21 protein-coding genes are annotated in these 24,099 nt (G+C 68.9%); 11 read left to right on the forward strand and 10 right to left on the reverse strand.

All coding sequences use genetic code 11. The features are described 5' to 3' along the window. The first annotated feature begins 45 nt into the window (after positions 1–45). The 3 genes from OHA17_RS19955 (at position 46) to OHA17_RS19965 (ending at position 3,059) form a co-directional block, all read left to right on the forward strand. Positions 46–1,128: an inositol-3-phosphate synthase gene (locus OHA17_RS19955; protein ID WP_406507715.1), complete on the forward strand. Its 1,083-nt coding sequence runs from the start codon at positions 46–48 to the stop codon at positions 1,126–1,128. An 83-nt stretch (positions 1,129–1,211) separates the two neighbouring features. Then, positions 1,212–2,480 (forward strand): MFS transporter, encoded by a 1,269-nt coding sequence (locus OHA17_RS19960; RefSeq protein ID WP_406507716.1) that lies wholly within the window; start codon positions 1,212–1,214, stop codon positions 2,478–2,480. Between the two features lie 105 nt (positions 2,481–2,585). After that, positions 2,586–3,059, forward strand: coding sequence for a hypothetical protein (locus OHA17_RS19965; protein WP_406507717.1), 474 nt, complete (start codon positions 2,586–2,588; stop codon positions 3,057–3,059). Positions 3,060–3,145: 86 nt separating this feature from the next. On the opposite strand, the gene OHA17_RS19970 is transcribed toward OHA17_RS19965, so the two are convergent. Then, positions 3,146–4,588 (reverse strand): CCA tRNA nucleotidyltransferase, encoded by a 1,443-nt coding sequence (locus tag OHA17_RS19970; RefSeq protein WP_406507718.1) that lies wholly within the window; start codon positions 4,586–4,588, stop codon positions 3,146–3,148. Positions 4,589–4,781: 193 nt separating this feature from the next. Between OHA17_RS19970 and OHA17_RS19975 the strand changes: the two genes are divergently transcribed. The 7 genes from OHA17_RS19975 (at position 4,782) to trxA (ending at position 14,352) form a co-directional block, all read left to right on the forward strand. Next, the gene (locus OHA17_RS19975; RefSeq protein ID WP_406507719.1) at positions 4,782–7,103 is read left to right on the forward strand and encodes a DUF6049 family protein; all 2,322 of its coding nucleotides are present in this window, start codon (positions 4,782–4,784) and stop codon (positions 7,101–7,103) included. A gap of 45 nt (positions 7,104–7,148) precedes the next feature. Further along, entirely contained in the window at positions 7,149–9,317 is a 2,169-nt protein-coding gene (gene murJ, locus OHA17_RS19980; RefSeq protein ID WP_406507720.1) for a murein biosynthesis integral membrane protein MurJ, read from the forward strand. Between the two features lie 128 nt (positions 9,318–9,445). Continuing rightward, the gene (locus OHA17_RS19985) at positions 9,446–11,182 is read left to right on the forward strand and encodes a protein kinase family protein (RefSeq protein WP_406507721.1); all 1,737 of its coding nucleotides are present in this window, start codon (positions 9,446–9,448) and stop codon (positions 11,180–11,182) included. Between the two features lie 26 nt (positions 11,183–11,208). Continuing rightward, a complete protein-coding gene (gene sigM, locus OHA17_RS19990; RefSeq protein WP_406507722.1) occupies positions 11,209–11,913 on the forward strand; it encodes an RNA polymerase sigma factor SigM in 705 nt (234 codons plus the stop codon). Next, entirely contained in the window at positions 11,910–12,866 is a 957-nt protein-coding gene (locus OHA17_RS19995; protein WP_406507723.1) for an anti-sigma factor family protein, read from the forward strand. The genes sigM and OHA17_RS19995 overlap by 4 nt, the downstream gene beginning before the upstream one ends. Positions 12,867–13,005: 139 nt before the next feature. Continuing rightward, complete coding sequence (gene trxB, locus OHA17_RS20000; RefSeq protein ID WP_053724715.1) at positions 13,006–13,965, forward strand: thioredoxin-disulfide reductase; 960 nt, start codon at positions 13,006–13,008, stop codon at positions 13,963–13,965. Between the two features lie 51 nt (positions 13,966–14,016). After that, on the forward strand, positions 14,017–14,352 hold the full coding sequence (trxA, locus tag OHA17_RS20005; protein ID WP_406507724.1) for a thioredoxin: 336 nt from the start codon (positions 14,017–14,019) through the stop codon (positions 14,350–14,352). A gap of 79 nt (positions 14,353–14,431) precedes the next feature. Here trxA and OHA17_RS20010 read toward each other — a convergent pair whose 3' ends face one another. The 9 genes from OHA17_RS20010 to rpmH all read right to left on the reverse strand — a co-directional run bounded on the left by OHA17_RS20010 (position 14,432) and on the right by rpmH (position 21,363). Further along, positions 14,432–15,049 carry a GNAT family N-acetyltransferase gene (locus OHA17_RS20010; RefSeq protein WP_406507725.1) on the reverse strand — a complete coding sequence of 206 codons (618 nt, stop codon included), beginning with the start codon at positions 15,047–15,049 and terminating at the stop codon, positions 14,432–14,434. 306 nt (positions 15,050–15,355) lie between these two features. Beyond that, complete coding sequence (locus OHA17_RS20015) at positions 15,356–16,453, reverse strand: ParB/RepB/Spo0J family partition protein (protein WP_406507726.1); 1,098 nt, start codon at positions 16,451–16,453, stop codon at positions 15,356–15,358. Continuing rightward, entirely contained in the window at positions 16,450–17,526 is a 1,077-nt protein-coding gene (locus tag OHA17_RS20020) for a ParA family protein (RefSeq protein ID WP_406507727.1), read from the reverse strand. Before OHA17_RS20020 ends, OHA17_RS20015 begins: the two co-directional genes overlap by 4 nt. Positions 17,527–17,818: 292 nt before the next feature. Beyond that, positions 17,819–18,544: a 16S rRNA (guanine(527)-N(7))-methyltransferase RsmG gene (rsmG, locus tag OHA17_RS20025; RefSeq protein WP_406507728.1), complete on the reverse strand. Its 726-nt coding sequence runs from the start codon at positions 18,542–18,544 to the stop codon at positions 17,819–17,821. A 110-nt stretch (positions 18,545–18,654) separates the two neighbouring features. Next, a complete protein-coding gene (locus tag OHA17_RS20030) occupies positions 18,655–19,167 on the reverse strand; it encodes a R3H domain-containing nucleic acid-binding protein (RefSeq protein WP_053724720.1) in 513 nt (170 codons plus the stop codon). A 14-nt stretch (positions 19,168–19,181) separates the two neighbouring features. Continuing rightward, the gene (gene yidC / locus OHA17_RS20035) at positions 19,182–20,498 is read right to left on the reverse strand and encodes a membrane protein insertase YidC (protein WP_406507729.1); all 1,317 of its coding nucleotides are present in this window, start codon (positions 20,496–20,498) and stop codon (positions 19,182–19,184) included. Positions 20,499–20,501: 3 nt separating this feature from the next. Next, on the reverse strand, positions 20,502–20,837 hold the full coding sequence (gene yidD, locus OHA17_RS20040; RefSeq protein ID WP_078966182.1) for a membrane protein insertion efficiency factor YidD: 336 nt from the start codon (positions 20,835–20,837) through the stop codon (positions 20,502–20,504). Continuing rightward, complete coding sequence (gene rnpA, locus OHA17_RS20045; protein ID WP_078966183.1) at positions 20,834–21,205, reverse strand: ribonuclease P protein component; 372 nt, start codon at positions 21,203–21,205, stop codon at positions 20,834–20,836. Before rnpA ends, yidD begins: the two co-directional genes overlap by 4 nt. A gap of 20 nt (positions 21,206–21,225) precedes the next feature. Then, on the reverse strand, positions 21,226–21,363 hold the full coding sequence (rpmH, locus tag OHA17_RS20050) for a 50S ribosomal protein L34 (protein WP_006381191.1): 138 nt from the start codon (positions 21,361–21,363) through the stop codon (positions 21,226–21,228). Positions 21,364–21,744: 381 nt separating this feature from the next. Between rpmH and dnaA the strand changes: the two genes are divergently transcribed. Beyond that, a complete protein-coding gene (gene dnaA, locus OHA17_RS20055) occupies positions 21,745–23,556 on the forward strand; it encodes a chromosomal replication initiator protein DnaA (protein ID WP_406507730.1) in 1,812 nt (603 codons plus the stop codon). Positions 23,557–24,099: the final 543 nt, after the last annotated feature.

Here is a 24,099-nt window from a genome sequence, read left to right on the forward strand (position 1 = left end):
CTGCGCACGCAGGACTTCGAAGAGATCACACAGGGAGCAACCGGAATGGGTTCGGTTCGCGTAGCCATCGTCGGCGTGGGCAACTGCGCCGCCTCGCTGGTGCAGGGCGTCGAGTACTACAAGGACGCCGACCCGGCCACCAAGGTCCCGGGTCTGATGCACGTCCAGTTCGGCGACTACCACGTCGGTGACGTGGAGTTCGTCGCCGCGTTCGACGTCGACGCCAAGAAGGTCGGCCTCGACCTCTCGGACGCCATCGGTGCCAGCGAGAACAACACCATCAAGATCTGCGACGTCCCGAACAAGGGCGTCACGGTCCAGCGCGGCCACACCCTGGACGGTCTCGGCAAGTACTACCGCATGACCATCGAGGAGTCCCCCGAGGCTCCCGTCGACGTCGTCCAGATCCTCAAGGACAAGCAGGTCGACGTTCTGGTCTGCTACCTGCCGGTCGGTTCCGAGGACGCCGCGAAGTTCTACGCGCAGTGCGCCATCGACGCCAAGGTCGCGTTCGTCAACGCTCTCCCGGTCTTCATCGCCGGCACCAAGGAGTGGGCGGACAAGTTCACCGAGGCGGGCGTCCCGATCGTCGGCGACGACATCAAGTCGCAGGTCGGCGCCACCATCACGCACCGCGTGATGGCCAAGCTGTTCGAGGACCGCGGTGTCCGTCTTGAGCGCACCATGCAGCTCAACGTCGGCGGCAACATGGACTTCAAGAACATGCTGGAGCGCGACCGCCTCGAGTCCAAGAAGATCTCGAAGACGCAGGCCGTCACCTCGCAGATCCCCGACCGCGACATGGGCGAGAAGAACGTCCACATCGGTCCGTCGGACTACGTGGCCTGGCTGGACGACCGCAAGTGGGCGTACGTGCGCCTTGAGGGCCGTGCCTTCGGTGACGTTCCGCTGAACCTGGAGTACAAGCTCGAGGTCTGGGACTCCCCGAACTCGGCGGGTGTCATCATCGACGCCCTGCGCGCCGCGAAGATCGCCAAGGACCGCGGCATCGGCGGCCCGATCCTGTCGGCGTCGAGCTACTTCATGAAGTCCCCGCCGGTTCAGTACTTCGACGACGAAGCCTTCGCCAACGTCGAGAAGTTCATCAAGGGCGAGGTCGAGCGCTAGAGCTCGCACCCCTGAGGACCGCCGAAGGGTCCCCGTGCGCCATGTGCGCCCGGGGGCCCTTCGGGTATGTGACGCTTGCTCACATGCCCGTCGTACGTGATCTCCGCGTGCTCCTGCGCCTGAAGCATTTCCGGCATCTGCTGGCAGTACGGCTGCTGTCCCAGGCCGCGGACGGCGTCTACCAGGTCGCGCTGGCCACGTACGTCGTCTTCTCCCCCGAAAAACAGGCCTCCCCCGGGGCAATCGCCTCCGCCATGGCCGTCCTGCTCCTCCCGTACTCGCTCGTCGGCCCCTTCGCGGGAGTCCTGCTCGACCGCTGGCGCCGGCGCCAGGTCTTTCTGTACGGCAATCTCCTGCGGGCCGGCCTCGCCGGCTGCACCGCGCTGCTCGTCCTCGGGTCCGCGCCGGACTGGCTGTTCTACGCCTCCGCGCTCGCCGTGACGGCCGTCAACCGCTTCGTCCTGGCAGGGCTCTCGGCCTCGTTGCCGCGAGTGGTCGACACCGAGCGGCTGGTCATGGCCAACTCGCTCTCCCCGACCGCCGGAACGCTGGCCGCCACCGCCGGCGGGGGACTGGCCTTCGCGTTACGTCTCGTGATCGACGCGGATGCCGCGACCGTCATTCTGGGCGCCGTCCTCTACCTCTGCGCGTCCCTGGCCTCCCTGCGCCTGCCACCCGGCCTGCTCGGGCCGGACCCCACTGCCGTCCAGCCCGGCCTGGCCGCGGTGATCCGCTCCACGGCACGCGGACTGGTCGACGGCGTACGGCACTTGAACCAGCGCAGGCCGGCCGCCCGGGTCCTCACCGCCATGACGCTCATGCGGTTCTGCTACGGGGCGCTGACCGTGATGCTCCTGATGCTCTGCCGGTACGCCTGGGCCGACGGGCCCGGAAAACACACCGGGACCGGTGGTCTCGCCCTGCTCGGGCTCGCCGTTGGCGTCTCGGGAGCGGGCTTCTTCGCGGCGGCCGTGATGACCCCATGGGCCGTTGCGCGGCTCGGTCAGTACCGGTGGATCGTGGTGTGCGCGGCCACCGCCGCAGTCCTCGAACCCGCCCTCGGCCTGCCCTTCGCCCCCGCGCCGATGCTGGTCGGCGCGTTCGTCCTCGGCCTCGTCACCCAGGGAGCGAAGATCACCACGGACACGGTGATCCAGTCCACGGTGGACGACTCGTTCCGGGGCCGGATCTTCTCCCTCTACGACGTCCTCTTCAACATGGCGTTCGTCGGCGCCGCCGCGGTCGCCGCCCTGATGCTCCCTCCGGACGGCCGCTCACCCTCCCTCGTCATCACGGTGTCCCTCATCTATGCAGCGGTAGCAGCGTTTATGACCCGATTTCCGCGCGCGTGAGTGTCACATCGGGGCCACAGAGTGGACCGCGGTATCGGCGTTGACCTGGGAGCCCGCTAACTTACGGGCGTCATACATCGCCATCTTCATAGGGGGACCCTTTCCGTGACCACGCCGCCCCAGGGCCAGAACCCGTACGCCCAGAACCCCAACGCACCGTACGGGCAGCCGCAGGGGGGTGTCCCTCAGCAGCCGTCGCCCTACTTCAACCAGGGTGCGCCCATACCGAACGCCCCTGTGGGCACCCCGACCCGCAAGACCAGCAAGGCGGTACTCCGCATCGTCGCCGTCATCGTGATCGCGATCCTCGTCGCGGTCGGCAAGTGGTGGTTCAGCCAAACCGACGCCGAGACCACCGCGGTCGGCAGCTGCATGCACAACAGTGGGACGACGCTGAAGCCGGATCTGTCCACCGTCGACTGCTCGGCCGGCAATGCCCAGTACAAGGTCGTGGGCAAGTTCGACAACACCAGTGACGACAGCAAGTGCGCGGCCATCTCCGAGGCCCAGGTGTCCTACATCCAGTCGGGCAGCAGCGACCACAACGTGGTGCTCTGCCTCGCGCCCGTGAAGAAGTAACCCCTGCACGCGGGGGAGGTGTTTCACGTGAAACACCGCCCCCGCGTCATGCCGTCACCCGGTCATGTTTCACGTGAAACACGCCCTCAGCCCTGCGCCGCCCACCATTCCTTCAGCGTCGCGACCGCCGCATCGTGCTCCATCGGCCCGTTCTCCAGGCGCAGTTCCAGCAGATGCTTGTACGCCTGACCGATCGCCGGGCCCGGGCCGATGCCCAGGATCTCCATGATCTGGTTGCCGTCCAGGTCGGGCCGGATCGAGTCCAGCTCCTCCCGCTGCTGAAGCTCCTCGATCCGCTCTTCCAGGCCGTCGTAGGCCCGTGACAGGGCGCTCGCCTTGCGTTTGTTGCGCGTGGTGCAGTCCGAGCGGGTCAGCTTGTGCAGCCGCTCAAGGAGCGGGCCGGCGTCGCGGACGTAGCGGCGCACCGCGGAGTCGGTCCATTCCCCGGTGCCGTAGCCGTGGAAGCGCAAATGCAGTTCCACGAGCTTCGATACGTCCTTGACCATGTCGTTCGAGTACTTCAGCGCAGCCATCCGCTTCTTGGTCATCTTCGCGCCGACCACCTCGTGGTGGTGGAAGGAGACCCGCCCGTCGGACTCGAAGCGCCGCGTCCTCGGCTTGCCGATGTCGTGCAGCAGCGCCGCGAGCCGCAGCACCAGGTCCGGCCCGTCCTGCTCCAGGTCGATCGCCTGGTCCAGAACCGTCAGCGAGTGCTCGTAGACGTCCTTGTGCCGGTGGTGTTCGTCACTCTCCAGCCGCAGGGCCGGCAGTTCCGGCAGTACGTGATCGGCGAGCCCGGTGTCGACGAGGAGCCGCAGCCCCTTCTTCGGGTGGGCGGAGATCAGCAGCTTGTTCAGCTCGTCCCGCACGCGTTCCGCGGACACGATCTCGATACGACCCGACATTTCCGTCATGGCCGTGACGACCTCGGGGGCCACCTCGAAGTCCAACTGGGCGGCGAAGCGCGCGGCGCGCATCATCCGCAGCGGGTCGTCGGAGAAGGACTCCTCAGGAGTCCCGGGCGTGCGCAGCACCCGCGCGGCCAGGTCTTCGAGACCGCCGTGCGGGTCGACGAACTCCTTCTGAGGCAGTGCCACCGCCATCGCGTTGACGGTGAAGTCCCGGCGGACGAGGTCTTCCTCGATGGAGTCGCCGTAGGACACCTCGGGCTTGCGCGAGGTCCGGTCGTACGCCTCGGAGCGGTACGTCGTGACCTCGATCTGGTAGCCGTCCTTCTGACAGCCGACGGTGCCGAAGGCGATCCCGACCTCCCAGACCGCGTCCGCCCACGGCCGCACGATCTTCAGTACGTCCTCGGGACGCGCATCGGTCGTGAAGTCCAGGTCGTTGCCGAGCCGCCCGAGCAGAGCGTCCCGGACCGAGCCGCCCACGAGGGCAAGCGAGAACCCCGCCTCCTCGAATCGGATGGCGAGGTCGTCCGCGACTGGGGACACCCGCAGCAATTCGGTCACCGCGCGGCGCTGCACCTGGCTCAGTGCACTGGGATTGTCTTCGTTGGCGTTCGGCACAACAGAAAAGGGTACGTGGCCCGGCCGACCGGGGCGTCACCGTTTATGACCGGCCCCGGTACGCACGCGCCCTCGTCGGTACGGCAATCTTCCGATCATGTGGAGCAGTCCGCGGCACTTCGCCACAGTCCGCCTCGTTACCATGCGTGGACGCAGCAACCGACAGCGACGACAGCGAGGGACGGGCGAGCGCGTGGCCGAGGCGGCAGATTCCCAGGGGATGACTCCCTCTCCTGCCCGCCGGTGGCTGCGCCGCACAGCGGCGCTGCTCGTCGGCGCCCCTTTGTTCGCGGGCCTTCTGTCCGCCACGGCCGCCCCTGCGGCGCACGCGGCCGAGGACGCGGTGGGTGGCCAGAGCGTCCAGGTGTCCCTCGACTCGGTGGCTCCCAAGGCCCCCGTCAAGAGCGACACGCTGACGATCTCCGGCACGGTGACCAACAAGGGCAAGCAGGCCGTCACCAGCGCCCATGTGGGCCTCCGGGTGGGGTCGAAGCTGCCCGGACGCAGTGGGATCGACGAGACGGCCGCCCGCACCGCCTACGCGCCGGGCACCGACGCCGCGGAGGTCGCCGACGGCCCCACGGCCAAGTTCCCCAGACTGGAGGCGGGCGTCAGCCAGGACTTCACCCTCGCCGTGCCGGTCTCCAAGCTGGGCCTGGGCGAGGACGGGGTGTATCCGCTCGGCATCTCGCTGTCCGGCCAGACCCCGACCCAGCAGTACGACCAGGTGCTCGGCATCCAGCGCACGTTCCTGCCGTGGCAGCCGGATGCCGTCGAGGGCAAGAAGAGCCAGCTCACCTTCCTGTGGCCGTTGATCTCCTCCTCCCACCTCACCGCCCAGACCGGCTCGGACGCCCAGCAGACGCCGGTGTTCGCCGACGACTCCCTGGCCAGGGACATCGGCCCCGGCGGCAGGCTGGAGCAGATGGTCTCGCTCGGCAAGCAATTGCCCGTGACCTGGGTGATCGACCCCGATCTGCTGGCCACCGTCGACGCGATGACCCGCAACTACAAGATCAAGGCCGGCGACAACCTGGTCACCGGCACCAGCCAGGACGTGGCCAAGGCGTGGCTGAGTTCGCTGGAGGCCGCGGTCCAGGGCGAGAAGGTCGTCGCGCTGCCGTTCGCCGACCCCGACCTGGCCTCGCTCGCCCACCACGGCCGGGACGTCCCCGGCTCGCTGGGCCATCTGCAGAGCGCCACCGAGGTCGCGCAGAAGACCATCGACACGATCCTGCACGTGACCCCGTCGGTCGACTACTCCTGGCCCGTGGACGGCGCCGTCGACCCGTCGATCGTCGACGTGGCCACCTCGGCCGGCGCGCACAACGTGATCGCACGCAGCGACAGCCTGCGGGACAGCGCCCTCGCGTACGCGCCCACGGCGACCAGGCCGATCGGCGGCGGCGCCAACGCGATCGTCGCCGACGCCCGGCTCTCCACCGCCTTCCAGGGCGATATGTCCATGGCCGACACCTCGACCCGGGCCGTGCAGAAGTTCCTCGCGCAGACCCTCTCGATCACGCTCCAGGACACCGAGAAGCAGCGCAGCATCGTCGTCGCCCCGCAGCGGATGCCGACCGTCAGCCAGGCGCAGACGATGGCCGCCGCCCTGCACGCGCTGGATCCGCAGCGCTGGACCCAGCCCCTCGACCTGTCCGCGGCGGCCACGGCCAAGCCCGACCCGCTCGCCGCCACCAAGGTGCCCGGCGCGGGCGCGTACCCGGACGCGCTGCGCCAGCAGGAACTGCCGCTCGACGCCTTCCAGGACATGAAGAACACCCAGGGCACCCTGGACCGGTTCAAGGTCATCCTGACCGCGCCCGACCGGGTGGTCACGCCCTTCGGCAACGCGATCAACCGCGAGATGTCGACGTCCTGGCGCGGCGACTCGGGCGGCGGCCAGAACTACCGGGCCGGCGTTCAGCTCTACCTGGACGGTCTGGCCGACCAGGTCCACCTCATCCAGAAGTCGACCGCCACCATGTCGGGGCGCAGCGCCACCATCGCCGTCACCGTGCAGAACAAGCTGGTGCAGGGCGTCGACCACCTGGTGCTGAGACTCCAGCCGAAGAGCCCCACCCGCCTGCAGCTGGGCGATGACGGCAACGCGATCGGCGAACAGCCGGTCAAGGTGGACGGCGACCGCAGCCAGTCGGTGAAGTTCACCGCCATCGCCAACGCCAACGGTCCCGTTCCGGTGACCGCTCGGCTCTACACCGAGGACGGCACGCCGTACGGTGAGCCGATGGAGTTCACCGTCCAGGTCTCCGAGATCACTCCGACGGTGATGCTGGTCATCGCCGGCGGTGTCCTGCTCCTGGTGCTCGCCGGCATCAGGATGTACACCCACCGCAAGCGCTCCATGGCTCGCGAGGAGTCCGAGGACAACGACGACCCCGGTCAGTCGAACGGTTCGGCGGACGCCGATCCCGGGCAGCCGAGTGACCCGACACCGGACACCGGTCCGGAAAGCGGGGCCGCACCCGGCCCGGGTGAGAAAGTGGACCATTGAGCTATGTCGTGGCCGGTCGGCCGGGGACGATGAGGTGGGGTAACCATGAACGCGCCGTACGACGGTGACCGTGGGCAGGGCGCTGGCAGCGGTGCCGCGCCCTCCGGGGGCATGCCTCCGGCACCCGCCCAGCCGGGCCAGGTCCCGCCGCCGCAGTCCGCGCCTGACCCATACGTCCAGGACGCCTACGCCTACGACCCCTACCGGTCGCAGGACCTCTCCGCCCAGGACCCGGTGACCGAGGCGCTCTACGACCGCGCCGCGCACCCGCCGCCGCCCCCGGGCACCTACGCCGAGCAGCCGCCGCTCTACCAGCAGCCCGCCGCCCAGCAGTACGCGCCCGACCCGCGGATCTGGGCGCAGACCCCGCCGCCAGAGCCCGAGGGCCCCTCGCGCCACCTGCCCTACGGGGACGACGCGAGGACCACGCAGTTCGTGGGCGTCGACGACCTGGTCACCCAGGCGGGTGAGGAACTTCCCGAGCAGGACGCGTTCGCCCACCTCTACCGGGACCAGCAGCAGACGGGCCAGCCCTCGGCGCCCGCGGCACCGGAACCGGCCCCCGCGCCGCCCCGGAAGCCGGCCGGCCGCGCCTCCAGCCTGATGAAGTCCAGCGCCGTGATGGCGGCGGGCACGCTGGTGTCCCGCCTCACCGGCTTCGTACGCAGCCTGGTGATCACCGCGGCGCTGGGTGCCGCGCTGCTCGGTGACACGTTCACCATCGCGCTCACCCTGCCGACGATGATCTACATCCTCACCGTCGGCGGCGGCCTGAACTCGGTGTTCGTGCCCCAGCTGGTGCGCTCCATGAAGGACGACGAGGACGGCGGCGAGGCCTACGCCAACCGTCTCCTCACCCTCGTCATGGTCGCGCTCGGCGCCATCGTCGCGCTCGCCGTCATCGGGGCGCCGTTGCTGATCCAGCTGATGTCGCCGACCATCGGCAACGACGCGGCCGCGAACAGCGTCGCCGTCACGTTCGCCCGCTACTGCCTGCCCACGATCTTCTTCATGGGTGTGCACGTGGTGATGGGCCAGATCCTCAACGCCCGCGGCAAGTTCGGCGCGATGATGTGGACCCCGGTCCTCAACAACGTCGTGATGATCTGCACGTTCGGCCTGTTCATCTGGGTCTACGGCACCTCCGCCGAGTCCCACATGGGCGTCCAGACCATCCCGCACGACGGTGTCCGGCTGCTCGGCATCGGCACCCTGCTCGGCCTGGTCGTGCAGGCCCTGGCGATGCTTCCGTACCTCCGCGAGACCGGCTTCCGCTTCCGGCCGCGCTTCGACTGGAAGGGCCACGGGCTCGGCAAGACGGTCAAGCTCGCCAAGTGGACCGTGATGTTCGTACTGGCCAACCAGGCCGGAGTCATCGTCGTCACCCGCTTCGCCACGGCCGCGGGCAAGGAATCGGGGCGTTCCGGCGCCGGCTTCCTCGCCTACTCCAACGCCCAGCTGATCTGGGGCATGCCGCAGGCCATCATCACCGTCTCGGTCATGGCAGCCCTGCTGCCGCGCATCTCGCGTGCCGCGCACGACAACGACCCCGGCGCGGTCCGCGACGACATCTCGCAGGGCCTGCGGAACTCGGCGGTCGCGATCGTGCCGGTCGCCTTCGCCTTCCTCGCGCTCGGCGTGCCCATGTGCACCCTGCTGTACGCGTCCAGCGGCGTCCAAGCCGCCCAGTCCATGGGCTTCATCCTGATGGCGTTCGCGCTCGGCCTGATCCCGTACTCCGTGCAGTACGTCGTCCTGCGCGGCTTCTACGCGTACGAGGACACCCGCACGCCCTTCTACAACACGGTCATCGTGGCCGCCGTCAACGCGGCCGCCTCGGCCGCCTGCTACGTAGTGCTGCCCGCCCGATGGGCGGTCGTGGGCATGGCCGCCGCATACGGCCTGGCCTACGCCGTGGGCGTCGGGGTGGCCTGGCGACGGCTGCGCAACCGGCTGGGCGGCGATCTGGACGGCGCGCACGTGCTGCGTACGTACGCCCGCCTCTGTCTCGCCGCGGTGCCGGCCGCGGTGGTCGGTGGCGCGGTCGGCTTCGGGCTGCTGAAGTTCCTGGGCGAGGGCGCGGGAGGATCGGTCGTGGCGCTGGTCGCCGGCGGTGCCGTGCTGCTCGGAGTCTTCTTCGTCGCGGCCAAGCGGATGCGCATCGAAGAGCTCAACGCCATGGTCGGAATGGTGCGCGGGCGGCTCGGCCGCTGAGGCCGGAGCCCGCGCACAACCATCGTCGGCCACCGCGTGTCGTGCATAGTGCCGGACTGTGGGCACAATTGGCATGACTTTGCATGGCTGGCCTACAGCACGCAACGGATGGGGAGGCAGGAGCGACGGTGGCGGAACGTAGCACGGCTGCCGTCGACGTGGCCGACAACAGCGGCGACAACCCGCTGACCGCCAAGGCGGACAAGGCGACGACCGACGGGGTGACGGAGTCCATCGACACGGCAGACACGGCTGAGCAGAGCACGAACGGCACCGGCGGCGAGCGCAAGGCCACTGAGCCGTCCATCGCGACGCCGGAACTGCACAGCGGCCACAAGCTGGCCAGACGCTACCGTCTCGAGGAGTGCGTCACCCGTCTGGACGGTTTCAGCAGCTGGCGTGCGGTCGACGAGAAGCTCCGCCGGGCCGTCGGCGTCCATCTGCTGCCCGCCGACCACCCGCGGGCGCGCTCCGTACTGGCCGCAGCCCGCTCGTCAGCGCTGCTCGGCGACCCCCGCTTCGTGCAGGTCCTGGACGCCGTCGAGGAGAACGACCTCGTCTACGTCGTCCACGAGTGGCTGCCCGACGCCACCGAGCTCACCGCCCTGCTGGCGCTCGGTCCGCTGGAGGCGCACGACGCCTACCAGATGGTCACGCAGGTCTCCCAGGCCATGGCGGCCGCCCACCGCGAGGGCCTCGCCCACCTCAGGCTCACCCCGAGCGCGGTCCTGCGGACTTCCACCGGGCAGTACCGCATCCGCGGCCTGGCGGTCGCCGCCGCGCTGCGCGGCATCAGCTCCGACACCCCGCAGCGAAGCGACACCGAGGCCATCGGCGCCCTCCTGTACGCCGTCCTCACCCAGCGGTGGCCGTACGAGAGCGATGCCTATGGTCTGCACGGGCTGCCCAAGGGCGTCGGCCTGATCGCCCCCGACCAGGTACGGGCGGGCGTCCACCGAGGCCTCTCGGAGCTCGCCATGCGGGCCCTGGTCAACGACGGGGCCACCGCGTCCCGCCAGGAGCCGCCCTGCACCACCCCGGACGAACTGGTCAAGGCCGTCGGGGAGATGCCACGCATCCGCCCTCCGGAGCCCGCGTTCACCGCCCCGCCCGAGTACCAGCGCACCACCTACCAGCAGGGGACGTACGGCCGCCCGGCCGCAGGCCCCGGCCCCTCCGTCACCCAGCCCGTGACGCCTCCGCCCCCGGCCCTCCAGGGACGCACCGGCAAGGCGCTCAAGTGGGCCGTCTCGGCGCTCCTCATCGCCGCGCTGGGCCTCGGCAGCTGGCAGCTCGCCGACGCCTTGCTCAACCGCGACAAGGGCGGCTCCACCGAGACGGGGAACACCCAGACGACGGACGGAAACGGGGACGGAGACAAGCCGAAGGCTCCCGTCCCGATCAAGATCCAGGACGCTCAGGAGTATGCGCCGGACGGGTCGCCGCAGAACGCGGCCGACGTCAAGAACACGTACGACGGCAGCACGGCGAGCTACTGGCGCACCAAGAAATTCAACGACGGCCCCGACCTGGTGCCGTCGGTGAAGACCGGCGTCGGGATCGTCTACGACCTCGGCTCGGCCAAGGACATCTCGACCGCGTCGATACTGTTGCGCTACGGCGGCGATCACACCACCATCACGCTGTACGCGACGGACTCGCTTTCCCCGTCGTCACCGGTCAAGTCGATGCAACAGATCGCCACCATCAAGACCAGTGACACCAAGGCCAATCTGAAGGCGAACACTCCGGTCAAGTCGCGGTACGTACTGCTCTGGATGACGGCCATGCCGTACTCGGCCCAGGACAACTACAGCGGCGAGGGCTACAAGCAGGCCATCACTGACGTGAAGTTCGCCGGCTGACCGAAACGGCAGGGGGAGGCTCACCGTTGGACGAGGCCACACTGGGCGACATAAGCGACCAGGATCTCCTGGCGCGCCATGTCGAGGGAGACCCCGACGCCTTCGGTGAGATCGTGCGGCGACACCGCGACCGGCTCTGGGCGGTGGCGCTGCGCACGCTGGGCGACCGCGAGGAGGCCGCTGACGCCGTCCAGGACGCCCTCGTCTCCGCCTACCGGGCTGCTCACACCTTCCGCGGCCAGTCGGCCGTCACCACGTGGCTGCACCGCATCACCGTGAACGCCTGCCTCGACCGGGCCCGTAAGGCGGCCTCCCGCAAGACGTCCCCGGTCGACGACACCGAGCGCCTGGACCAGCTCCTTGAGCCACACGAGTCGGCCGACGCTCCCGCCGAACGGCAGGATCTGCACCGGCAGCTCATCGAGGCCCTCGGCACCCTCCCGCCGGACCAGCGCGCTGCACTCGTGTTGGTCGACATGCAGGGCTATCCCGTGGCGGAGGCAGCCGAAGTGCTCGATGTCCCCACCGGCACGGTGAAAAGCCGCTGCGCCCGTGGGCGGGCACGGCTGTTGCCGCTGCTCACTCATCTGCGCGCGGACGCGGGGGGTAGCGGTGAGTCCAGTGGGGGAAGGAACCGGACGCCGGGGACATCCGTCCCAGCGGCGTCGGGCACAAACGATGCAGGACCGAGCGATTCGGCTGCCGTGAAGGGCGGAGGTGGGCGCGCGTGACATCCACGACCGGAACGACACAACACCCGGACGTCTCGGAGATCTCCGAACTCACCGAGGGCCTTCTGCCGCCGTCCCGCACGGCGGCAGTCCGTCGGCATCTGGAGGACTGCACTCTCTGCGCCGATGTACGGGCATCTCTCGAAGAAATCCGTGATCTGCTCGGCACGCTGCCCGGGCCGCAGCGCATGCCCGCGGACGTAGCCGGACGCATCGACGCGGCGCTCGCCGCGGAAGCACTGCTGAATGCCACCGCTCCCGACGACCCCGCGCGTGAAACCACGCATGTTTCACGTGAAACAGCCTCCGCTGCGACGGGACCGGCACCCGCCACTACCCCGGTCTCCACCGGTTCCGGCCTCCCGTCGGCCGACCGGCCCGCCGGGCACAGCCGCGCGGCCACCGGTCCCGGTCGCGCCGCCAAGGCACGACGCCGCCGTGCGGCCGTGCTCAGCGCGGTCCTCGGGGCCGCTGCCATTGGAGCGGGGATCTTCTTCGTGCAGAACAGCCAGTCGCCCACGCCGTCCTCTCGCGCCGACCACACCACGTCCGGCACGCCCGTGCCCGGCGGCACCGTGTACTCCTCGGGCACGCTCGAAGGGCGGGTCCAGTCGCTCCTTGCGGCCCAGCACGGCCAGACCGCCCAGAGCGCTCCCTCGGCGAAGATCGCTCCGTCAACGAAGAACGCGCCCAGCGACGAGAACTCCTCCGACAGCGTGCGCTCCGCCGTCACCGTCCCGTCCTGCGTCCAGGCAGGGACCGGACGGCCTGCTCAGACGCCTCTGGCGGCCGAGCAGGGCACGTACGAGGGGGCCAAGGTGTATCTCGTGGTGCTGCCCGACCAGGCGAATCCTGCCAACGTGGAGGCGTACATCGTTGACGCTGCCTGCGAGAGCGCCGGGCCCTCGGCCCAGGGGAAACTGCTGCTGACCCACTCCTACCCGCGCCGCTGAGGCCTGGCGAAGGCCGAGTCGCCGCGTCGCCCGTCCGGCTCGGGAATGCATCCCCCGTAGGATCCGTTGGGTGGGGTGAGAGTCCTGGACCGGGGCCCCGACAGGCAGTAGGCAGTCCGCAGAGACGAGGAAGAAACCCGTGAGCGACGTCCGTAACGTGATCATCATTGGCTCGGGCCCGGCCGGATACACAGCCGCGCTGTACACCGCACGTGCGTCGCTGAAGCCGCTGGTGTTCGAGGGCGCCGTCACCGCCGGCGGTGCGCTGATGAACACCACCGAGGTGGAGAACTTCCCGGGCTTCCAGGACGGCATCATGGGCCCGGAGCTCATGGACAACATGCGCGGCCAGGCCGAGCGCTTCGGCGCCGAGCTGGTCCCGGACGATGTCATCGCCGTCGACCTGACCGGGGACATCAAGACCGTCACGGACACCGCGGGCACGGTCCACCGCGCCAAGGCTGTCATCGTCACCACCGGCTCGCAGCACCGCAAGCTGGGCCTGGCCAACGAGGACAAGCTGTCCGGCCGCGGGGTCTCGTGGTGCGCCACGTGCGACGGCTTCTTCTTCAAGGACCAGGACATCGCCGTGGTCGGCGGCGGGGACACCGCAATGGAGGAGGCGACCTTCCTCTCGCGCTTCGCCAAGTCGGTCACGATCATCCACCGCCGCGACAGCCTGCGCGCCTCCAAGGCCATGCAGGAGCGCGCCTTCGCCGACGAGAAGATCAAGTTTGCGTGGGACAGCGAGGTCGCCGAGATCCACGGCGACCAGAAGCTCTCTGGCCTGACGCTGCGCAACACCAAGACCGGCGCCACCTCCGAGCTGCCGGTGACGGGCCTCTTCATCGCCGTGGGCCACGACCCGCGCACCGAGCTCTTCAAGGGCCAGCTCAACCTGGACGACGAGGGCTACCTGAAGGTCGATGCCCCGTCGACCCGCACCAACCTGACGGGTGTCTTCGGCGCCGGCGATGTCGTCGACCACACCTACCGGCAGGCCATCACGGCCGCCGGCACCGGCTGCTCCGCCGCCCTCGACGCCGAGCGCTTCCTCGCCGCCCTGGCCGACAGCGAGAAGGCCGCAGCCGGCGTCTGATCCGCCCGTTCCAGCTTCCCCCCTCCCCCCAACACCCCCTAGGAGACTGCCGTGGCCGGCACCCTGAAGCACGTGACCGACGCCGACTTCGACGAGGTCGTCCTCAAGAGCGACAAGCCCGTCCTCGTGGACTTCTGGGCCGAGTGGTGCGGCCCGTGCCGCCAGATCGCCCCGTCGCTGGAGGCCATCGCCGCCGAGCACGGCGACCAGATCGAGATCGTCAAGCTCAACATCGACGAGAACCCGGCGACCGCCGCCAAGTACGGCGTGATGTCGATCCCGACGCTGAACGTCTACCAGGGCGGCGAGGTCGCCAAGACGATCGTCGGCGCCAAGCCGAAGGCCGCGCTGCTGCGTGACCTCGACGTCTTCATCGCCGAGAAGTAAGTCTCGACGCGCTCGCTGTTTCACGTGAAACGGGCCCGCTCCCTGATGGGGGCGGGCCCGTTTCACGTGGAAGCGCCTTCTACAGCGGCCTGAGGGCCGGCTCCTTCTGGACCGCGCCGAGCAGCCGGTCCAGGGCCAGCTCGACGTCCTCCTTCCAGGACAGCGTCGTTCGCAGTTCAAGCCGCATCCGCGGATATCTCGGGTGGGGCCGTACGGTCTTGAAACCGACCGCCAGCAGATGATCGGCGGGCAGCACACACGCGGGCTCTCGCCAACGGGCGTCGCCGAACGCCTCGATGGCCTTGAAACCCCGGCGCAGCAGGTCCTTGGCGACCGTCTGCACCAGCACTCTCCCCAGCCCCTGCCCCTGATAGCCCGGCATGATCCACCCCGTCATCAGCTGTACGGCGTCGGGGGACACCGGGCTGGTGGGAAAGGCGGTGGAGCGGGGCACGTAGGCCGGGGGCGCGTAGAGCACATAGCCGACCGGGATGTCGTCGACGTAGATGACCCGGCCGCAGGAGCCCCATTCCAGGAGCACTCCCGAGATCCAGGCCTCTTTCTCCAGTTCGGGTCTGCCCGCCTTTACCGCGGCTTCTCCGCTGACCGGATCGAGTTCCCAGAAGACGCAGCCGCGGCAGCGCTTGGGGAGGTCCGGAAGGTTGTCCAGCGTGAGCGGTACGAGCCGACGCCCCATGGAGGCTGTTCCTCACTTCCCTCGCCTGCCGCACCCTGCGCGGCCGACAGCGCGCTCCACTCCCGGAGCAGGCTGCCGACGAACCCGCCGACCGCCCCGAGACCGAGCCCCGCCGTCACCAGTCGAGTGCGGCTCACCGTTCGCATGGCCCCCGCCCTCCCTAGAGGATGGATCAAGGTGGATGTGCCATACCAGAACGCATCGTATCCACCACCTCACAGCGGGGATAGCGTCCGCATGCAAAGGGCGGGCCGTGTTCCGGTAAGTACCGGAACACGGCCCGCCCTCAAGCGGCGTTGAACGGACTCAGCTGTCGTCGTCCTCCGAGGCGTCCTCGGCGAGGCTCTTCTCCAGAACCCGTCCCTCGCCCGGTGCGAGGGTGCCGAGAATCCTCTCCAGATCGTCCATCGAGGCGAACTCGACGACGATCTTTCCCTTCTTCTGGCCGAGGTCGACCTTCACCCTCGTCTCGAACCGGTCCGAGAGCCGGGTCGCCAGGTCGGAGAGCGCGGGCGACAGACGAGTCCCCGCCCTCGGTCCCTTGGCCTTGGGAGCGGCCTGGGGCTCCGAGGACATCAGGCTGACGATCTCCTCGACCGCTCGCACCGAGAGCCCCTCCGCCACGATGCGGTGAGCCAGTCGGTCCTGCTCCCCGGTGTCCTCCACCGAAAGCAGCGCCCTGGCGTGGCCCGCCGAGATGACACCGGCGGCAACCCTGCGCTGCACGGGGGCCGAAAGACGCAGCAGACGCAGCGTGTTGGAGACCTGCGGCCGCGAGCGGCCGATGCGGTCGGCCAGCTGGTCGTGGGTGCACTTGAAGTCCCTGAGCAGCTGGTCGTAGGCGGCTGCCTCTTCCAGCGGGTTCAGCTGAGCCCGGTGGAGGTTCTCCAGGAGGGCGTCGAGCAGAAGCTTCTCGTCGTCCGTCTCCCGGACGATCGCGGGGATCCGCTCAAGGCCGGCCTCCCGGCAGGACCTCCAGCGCCGCTCGCCCATGATGAGCTCGTAGCGCTCGGGGCCGGTCTGCCGGACGACGACGGGCTGGAGAAGGCCCACCTCCTTGATGGAGGTGACCAGTTCGGACAGCGCGTCCTCGTCGAACACCTCACGCGGCTGACGTGGGTTCGGCGTGATCGAGTCGATCGGCAGCTCGGCGAAGAACGCACCGGCCGGGGTCACCGGCTCCGGCACGGCCTCCGGCTCGGGCGTCGGCGGTGTTTCACGTGGAACAGGAGCCGCCGGCAACGTCGTCACCTTCGCGGCCGCCACCCCCCGCTCCGCCGTCAGCACCGGCACCGACGACGGGGACGTGGAAGCCGTCCCCACCGAGGTCCCCGGCTTTTCCTGCGTGGCGGATGGGATCAGCGCACCGAGCCCACGCCCCAATCCTCTGCGTCGCTCACTCACTGGGTCCCCTCCGACATACTGTGCTGGTTGTTCTGGCCGACCACATGCGCGTGCGTGGGGTCGTAGTGCACGCCGACACCGCGCAGGGCGATCTCGCGGGCAGCTTCGAGATACGACAGCGAGCCGCTGGAGCCCGGGTCGTAGGTGAGCACCGTCTGCCCGTAGCTCGGCGCCTCGGAGATGCGGACCGAGCGCGGAATGCTGGTCCGCAGCACCTCCTTGCCGAAGTGGCTGCGCACCTCGTCGGCCACCTGCGAGGCGAGCCTGGTCCTGCCGTCGTACATGGTGAGCAGGATCGTCGAGACATGCAGCGCCGGGTTGAGGTGGCCGCGTACGAGATCGACGTTCCTCAGGAGCTGGCCCAGGCCCTCCAGCGCGTAGTACTCGCACTGGATCGGAATCAGGACCTCGGCCCCCGCGACCAGCGCGTTGACCGTCAGCAGGCCCAGCGACGGCGGGCAGTCGATCAGGATGTAGTCCAGCGGCTGCTCGTACGCCTGGATGGCGCGCTGCAGTCGGCTCTCCCGGGCCACCAGGGACACGAGCTCGATCTCCGCACCGGCGAGATCGATCGTGGCCGGTGCGCAGAAGAGACCCTCGACGTCCGGGACAGGCTGCACCACTTCGGCGAGCGGCCTGCTCTCGACCAGGACGTCATAGATCGAAGGGACTTCGGCGTGGTGGTCGATACCCAGCGCCGTCGAGGCGTTGCCCTGCGGATCGAGGTCGACGACCAGGACCCGCGCGCCGTGCAGCGCGAGGGAAGCGGCGAGGTTGACCGTGGTGGTGGTCTTCCCTACGCCGCCCTTCTGGTTGGCAACGACCATGATTCGGGTCTGCTCCGGCCGGGGCAGACCCTCGCCGGCGCGGCCGAGAGCTTCCACCGCCAGCTGGGCAGCGCGACCGATGGGGGTGTCGTCCATCGGGGGCGTTGTTTCACGTGAAACATCCTCCCCCGCCGATTCGGTTCGGGGACCGGGGACCGGATCGGTCATCGGTCCCGCGATGTTGGCGTCGGACCGCAAGGATTCACTCTCCTCGACTTCAGGCTCGCAATGAACAGAGCCTCCCATGTCTTCGGGGTCGTGAACCAGCGAGGCCCGGTCTTCTGTGGATGAATCCACCTCTGTGGACAACTCCATAGCCCCCGCGGGGGACTCAGGGCCCCCCGCGAACGGTTTGCGGTCGCGCGGCGAGGAAGCCGCACGGCCGCGGCTGATGATTCCGTGCAGCAGTGAGCGACGTTTCACGTGAAACACGATGCATCCGCGCTACCTGGAGACCGTTACGACACTCCGAAATGCGTACGTATGCCGCCTTCTATGGAGCATTTGTCCCCTGAACGCCCCGGCCTGGGGCGAAAGCTCAGCGGCGGCGCCGGGTGCGGCTGGTCCTGGCGGCCTTGGCACGCTTCGCGGCGAACCGCACACCGCCGGGGCTCTCGCCGACCTCGACCCGTACGACCGTGGACAGCGGGTCCACAATGCCCTCGCCCACGTGAAGCACCGTGGTCTCCACCACACCGAGCTTGCTCAGCGCGGCACGCGCGCCCAGGAGCTCCTCCTCGGCCGTGTCGCCCTTGAGCGCGAGCATCTCGCCGTACGGACGCAGCAGCGGAACACCCCAGCCGGCCAGCCGGTCGAGCGGTGCCACCGCGCGGGCCGTCACCACGTGGACCGGCGCGACCTTGCCCAGCATCTCCTCGGCACGGCCACGCACCACGGTGACGTGATCGAGGCCCAGGAGCTCCACGGCTTCCTGGAGGAAGTTGGTGCGCCGCAGCAGCGGCTCAAGCAGCGTGATCTTCAGGTCCGGGCGCACCAGCGCCAGCGGGATACCGGGCAGTCCCGCACCCGAGCCGACGTCGCACACCGTGACGCCCTCCGGGACGACCTCGGAGAGCACCGCGCAGTTGAGCAGATGCCGCTCCCACAGACGCGGCACCTCACGCGGCCCGATGAGACCTCGCTTGACCCCCGCATCCGCGAGCAGCTCCGCGTACCGCACGGCCTCCGGGAAGAACTCACCGAAAACCGTCCGCGCCTCTTCGGGCGCCGGGGGAAGCTCCGCTGCTGCCTCTGCCTCCGTCACGGGGACCGTCCTTCCCTACCTATGCGTGACCGCACTCCGGCGGCTGACTATCAGGCTGACAAAGATCGGCCCCGCCTGCGAACAGACGGGGCCGACAAAGCAATGACCGCTCAGGCGGGCAGCACGACGACGAAGCGCTGCGGCTCCTCGCCCTCCGACTCGCTGCGCAGCCCCGCGGCCGCGACGGCGTCGTGCACGACCTTGCGCTCGAACGGCGTCATCGGGTCCAGCTTCACCGGCGCACCGGTGCTCTTCACCTCGTCCGCCGCCTTGGCACCCAGCTCGGCGAGCTCCGTGCGCTTCTTGGCCCGGTAGCCGCCGATGTCCAGCATCAGCCGGCTGCGGTCACCGGTCTCACGGTGCACCGCGAGGCGCGTGAGCTCCTGGAGCGCCTCCAGCACCTCGCCGTCCCGGCCGACCAGCTTCTGCAGGTCACGGCTGCTGCTGTCACTGATGATCGAGACCGCGGCCCGGTCCGCCTCGACGTCCATGTCGATGTCGCCGTCGAGGTCGGCGATGTCGAGCAGGCCCTCGAGGTAATCGGCGGCGATCTCCCCTTCCTGCTCCAGGCGGGAGAGGGTGTCGACGCCCTCAGCGGCCGGGGAGGTGGTGCCTTCCGTCACGGATGGACTCCTTCTTACTTCTTGGTCGGGTGCTTGGGCCGCTGCTGACCCTTGCGCTGACCCGACTTGGCTCGTGCCTGGCCGGCGGTGGGCTTGCCCTGCTTCGGCTTGGCATCCTGCTTGGGCTTCGCGTCCTGCTTGGGCTTCGCGTCCTGCGGTTCGGCCTTCTCCCCGGACGCCTCGTCCACGGAGTCACCGGCATCGGCGGAGTCCTTCGACAGCGAGGTCTTCGCGGCCGCTTCGTCCTGCTGAGCCGCGCCCGCCTGCCGCTGCGCCTTGGTCTGCCGCTTGGGCTGCTGGCGCTTGGGTGCCGCCGTGCCGTCGGCCTCGGCGGCCGCCGTGTCGCTCTTCACCACGGAGCCGTCGGCCTGGGCGGCGAAGCCCTGCTTGGCGAGCCCGGTGACGAACTTGCGCTCGTTGTCGTTGCGGTCCGGGCCCTTGGCCACGATCGCCTGGACGACGGCACGCCGCCGCTTGCCGCGGACCTCGCCGTGCAGGGAGACGCTCTTGACCAGGCGGTCCAGGTAGTGCGCCTGAGCCTTGGAACCCGGCGTCGGGTTCTGGTTGATGACGTACATCTGCTGGCCCATGGTCCACACGTTGGTGGTCAGCCAGTAGACGAGGACACCGACGGGGAAGTTGATGCCCATCACGGCGAACATGACGGGGAAGACGTACATCAGCATCTTCTGCTGCTGCATGAACGGCGTCTTGACCGTGAGGTCCACGTTCTTCGTCATCAGCTGGCGCTGGGTGAAGAACTGCGAGGCCGACATCAGCACGATCATGATCGCGGTGACGACCCGGACGTCGGTCAGCGTCGCGCCGAGGCCCTCGACCTTCGAGGCACTGTCCATGAACTTCGCGGCCAGCGGAGCACCGACGATGTGGGCCTTCTGGGCGCTCTCGAGCAGCGGCTGATTGATGACGCCGATGGTCTTGCCGTTGGCGATGCCGGCGAGCACGTGGTAGAGCGCGAAGAAGAACGGCGACTGAGCGAGGATCGGAAGGCACGAGGAGAGCGGGTTGGTGCCCGTCTCCTTGTACAGCTTCATCATCTCTTCGGACTGACGCTGCTTGTCGCTCTTGTAACGCTCCTGGATCGCCTTCATCTTCGGCTGGAGCGCCTGCATGTTCCGGGTCGACTTGATCTGCTTCACGAAGAGCGGGATCAGGCAGATACGGATCAGCACCACAAGGGACACGATCGACAGGCCCCAGGCCCAGCCCGTGTCCGGCCCGAAGATCGCGCCGTACAACTTGTGGAACTGGACGATGACCCAGGAAACAGGCCAGGTGATGAAGCTGAACAGACTGGCAATCGTGTCCACTAATCAGGCTCCTTGAGCATTGGGCGGGGTCTCTGCGGCCGGGCTTGTCTCGGTCTCAGCGGCGGACTGCCCGCCCTTGTCGCCGCGCCAGGCAGCGCGCAGCGCCTCGTGCCATCGAGGCCGCTTGCGCTCCGGTACGTAGTCCACACCGCCCGGCGACCACGGATTGCACCGCAGAATGCGCCAGGCGGTCAGGGCTGTGCCTTTGACGGCACCGTGCCGGTCGATCGCCGTATATCCATAGTGGGAACACGACGGGTAGTACCTGCAGACGGGCCCCAGAAGTGGGCTGATCGTCCACTGGTACAGCTTGATCAGGGCCAGCAGCGGGTACTTCATCGCGCGCCCCCTCCCAGCAGCCGCGCGAGGGCGGCGTCCAGGTCTCGGGCCAGCTGTGCATGGTCTGCATCACCCGCACCGGGCAATGCCCGTACGACCACCAGGCTACCGGCGGGCAACTGGGGCAGCCGTTCGCGCATGAGATGGCGAAGCCTGCGCTTCACCAGATTGCGGACGACAGCCACGCCGACGGCCTTGCTGACAACGAAACCCGCACGCGTCGGGGGAGCGCTCTCCCCAGGCGCATGCGGGTCCGTTGTACCGCTGCGTAGATGGACGACGAGGAGCGGGCGGCCGGCCCGGCGTCCTCGGCGTACCGCGGTCGCGAAGTCCTCGCGCCGCCTCAGCCGATTCTCGGTAGGCAGCACGTCATGACCTGTTAGCTGATTTACGCGGACAGGCTGGCGCGACCCTTGCCACGGCGGTTCGCGAGAATCGCGCGGCCGGCGCGGGTACGCATCCGCAGGCGGAAGCCGTGGGTCTTGGCGCGGCGACGGTTGTTCGGCTGGAAGGTGCGCTTGCTCACTCGGGGGCTCCAGAAATGATTCGTTGGCGGCGGGACATCGCCTGGCTGTCACCGTGCGCCCACGAGTAGCTCGCGTATACGCCCGTGTGCACCGCTTCACGATCACAGATCGTGATCTTTGCCCATCGGAGGCAGGCGGCAGCAGCCATCGACAACTCGACCTGGTTACGGTACGCGCGGCTACGCCATCCGGTCAAACCGGCGGCTGACCGGGCCTCGGTATGCACAGGCTGTGGACAACAACTTGAACCACGTCAGTGGGCCCGACTACCGTGGCTGAACTCCGAATCTTTTCCCCATCTGTCCTTGCCTGTCTGTCTGTGCCAACCCATCCCGTCCCGAGAACCACACATTCGTGGGACCTGCGAGAGAGCGTGCCCTGTGGCTGACGTACCTGCCGATCTTGCCGCAGTGTGGCCACGAGTGCTGGAGCATCTCCTCGGGGAGGGGCAGCAGGGCATCGAGTCCAAGGACAAGCAGTGGATCGAGCGCTGCCAGCCGCTCGCACTGGTCGCCGACACCGCGCTGCTCGCCGTACCCAACGAGTGGGGCAAGCGCGTCCTGGAGGGCCGGCTCGCCCCGCTGATCAGCGAGACCCTGAGCCGGGAGTGCGGCCGCACCATCCGGATCGCGATCACCGTCGACGACTCGGTGGGCGAGCCCACGCCGCCCGCCCCGCAGCAGCCCTCCCAGCAACAGCAGCAGCCGCGCTACCAGGACGACCCCTACGCCCGGCCCGCCGACGACGGCCTGCCCACCGTGCGCCCCGCCTACCCCGGCGAGTACCAGCAGCGCCCCGAGCCCGGCTCCTGGCCGCGCGCCCAGGAAGACCTGTGGCAGCAGCCCCGCCTCGGCGGCTTCCAGGACCGCGACTCCCCGGGCGAGCAGTGGCGCGAGCCCTACGGCGGCGCCCGCCCGCAGCAGCCCCAGCACGACTACCGCTCACAGCAGCGGCCCGAGCGCGGTCAGTACGACCAGGACCGCGGCCAGTACGAACAGGGCCGCCCCTCCTATGAGCAGCCCAAGGCACAGCAGTACGAGCAGCAGCGGCCCGAGCGGCGCGAGCTGCCGGACGCACAGCCCCCGCAGCGCGGCGGCTCCGGCCACCTCGCGCCGTCCCCGTCCGGCGGGGCGCCCGCGCAGGGCGGCCCGGGCGAGCCGCACGCGCGGCTGAACCCGAAGTACCTCTTCGACACCTTCGTCATCGGCTCGTCGAACCGGTTCGCGCACGCCGCGGCCGTCGCGGTCGCCGAGGCGCCGGCGAAGGCGTACAACCCCCTCTTCATCTATGGGGAGTCGGGCCTCGGCAAGACCCATCTGCTGCACGCGATCGGGCACTACGCCCGCAGCCTGTACCCCGGCACCCGGGTGCGCTACGTGAGCTCCGAGGAGTTCACGAACGAGTTCATCAACTCGATCCGCGACGGCAAGGGCGACACCTTCCGCAAGCGCTACCGCGATGTCGACATCCTGCTGGTCGACGACATCCAGTTCCTGGCGAGCAAGGAGTCGACGCAGGAGGAGTTCTTCCACACCTTCAACACGCTCCACAACGCCAACAAGCAGATCGTGCTGTCCTCGGACCGGCCGCCCAAGCAGCTGATGACCCTGGAGGACCGGCTGCGGAACCGTTTCGAGTGGGGCCTCACCACCGATGTGCAGCCGCCCGAGCTGGAGACGCGTATCGCGATCCTCCGTAAGAAGGCGGTGCAGGAGCAGCTCAACGCCCCGCCGGAGGTGCTTGAGTTCATCGCGTCCCGGATCTCGCGGAACATCCGCGAGCTGGAGGGCGCGCTGATCCGGGTGACGGCGTTCGCCTCGCTGAACCGGCAGCCGGTGGACCTCGGGCTCACCGAGATCGTGCTCAAGGACCTGATCCCCGGCGGCGAGGACTCGGCGCCCGAGATCACCGCGAGCGCCATCATGGCGGCGACCGCCGACTACTTCGGTCTGACGGTGGAGGACCTCTGCGGATCCTCGCGCAGCCGGGTCCTGGTGACGGCCCGCCAGATCGCCATGTACCTGTGCCGCGAGCTCACCGACCTCTCCCTGCCCAAGATCGGGGCCCAGTTCGGCGGCCGCGACCATACGACGGTGATGCACGCCGACCGCAAGATCCGCGCGCTGATGGCCGAGCGCCGCTCCATCTACAACCAGGTCACCGAGCTCACCAACCGCATCAAGAACGGCTGACGCAGCCGGCACGGACACTCCGAGGGGCGCCCAGGGATCCATTCTCCGGGCGCCCTTCGGCGTTCCCGGCCCCCGATCCGAGCCCCGTCCGGACGCCCGAGAGCCCTCCAAGAGGCCCCTCGATACGTGCGTACGACGCCGAAGGAAGCGTGTGTACGAGTCCGGCGGAGCCCCCGGCGTTCGAATACCGGCTGGTCAGAGGCGGTTCTCCACAGATCTGGGGACTTTCCTCCGTCCACACCCTGGGGACTGTGAAGTTGTCCAGATTGCTTCCACAGGCACGGCGGCTGATACTCCATCACCCCAGGTCAACAGCCTGTGGATTTGTGGGCAGGCTCGCTCCACAGCTTGTGGACGAATCCTCTGTCCACAGCCTGTGGGTTCAGTTGTCCACCGGCGGCCCACAGGTCTTGATCCGTTGTCCCCAGCTTCTCCACACCCCTGTCCACTGTTCGGCAACGAAACACCCGGGATCACCGGACCGAGTGAAAGCCATCACACGAAGGGGACGGGTTGGCCTGTGGGGAACCTGGGTAAAGCTGG

This window comes from Streptomyces sp. NBC_00212 (assembly GCF_045206365.1).
In the GTDB taxonomy this organism is placed as follows: Bacteria; Actinomycetota; Actinomycetes; order Streptomycetales; family Streptomycetaceae; genus Streptomyces.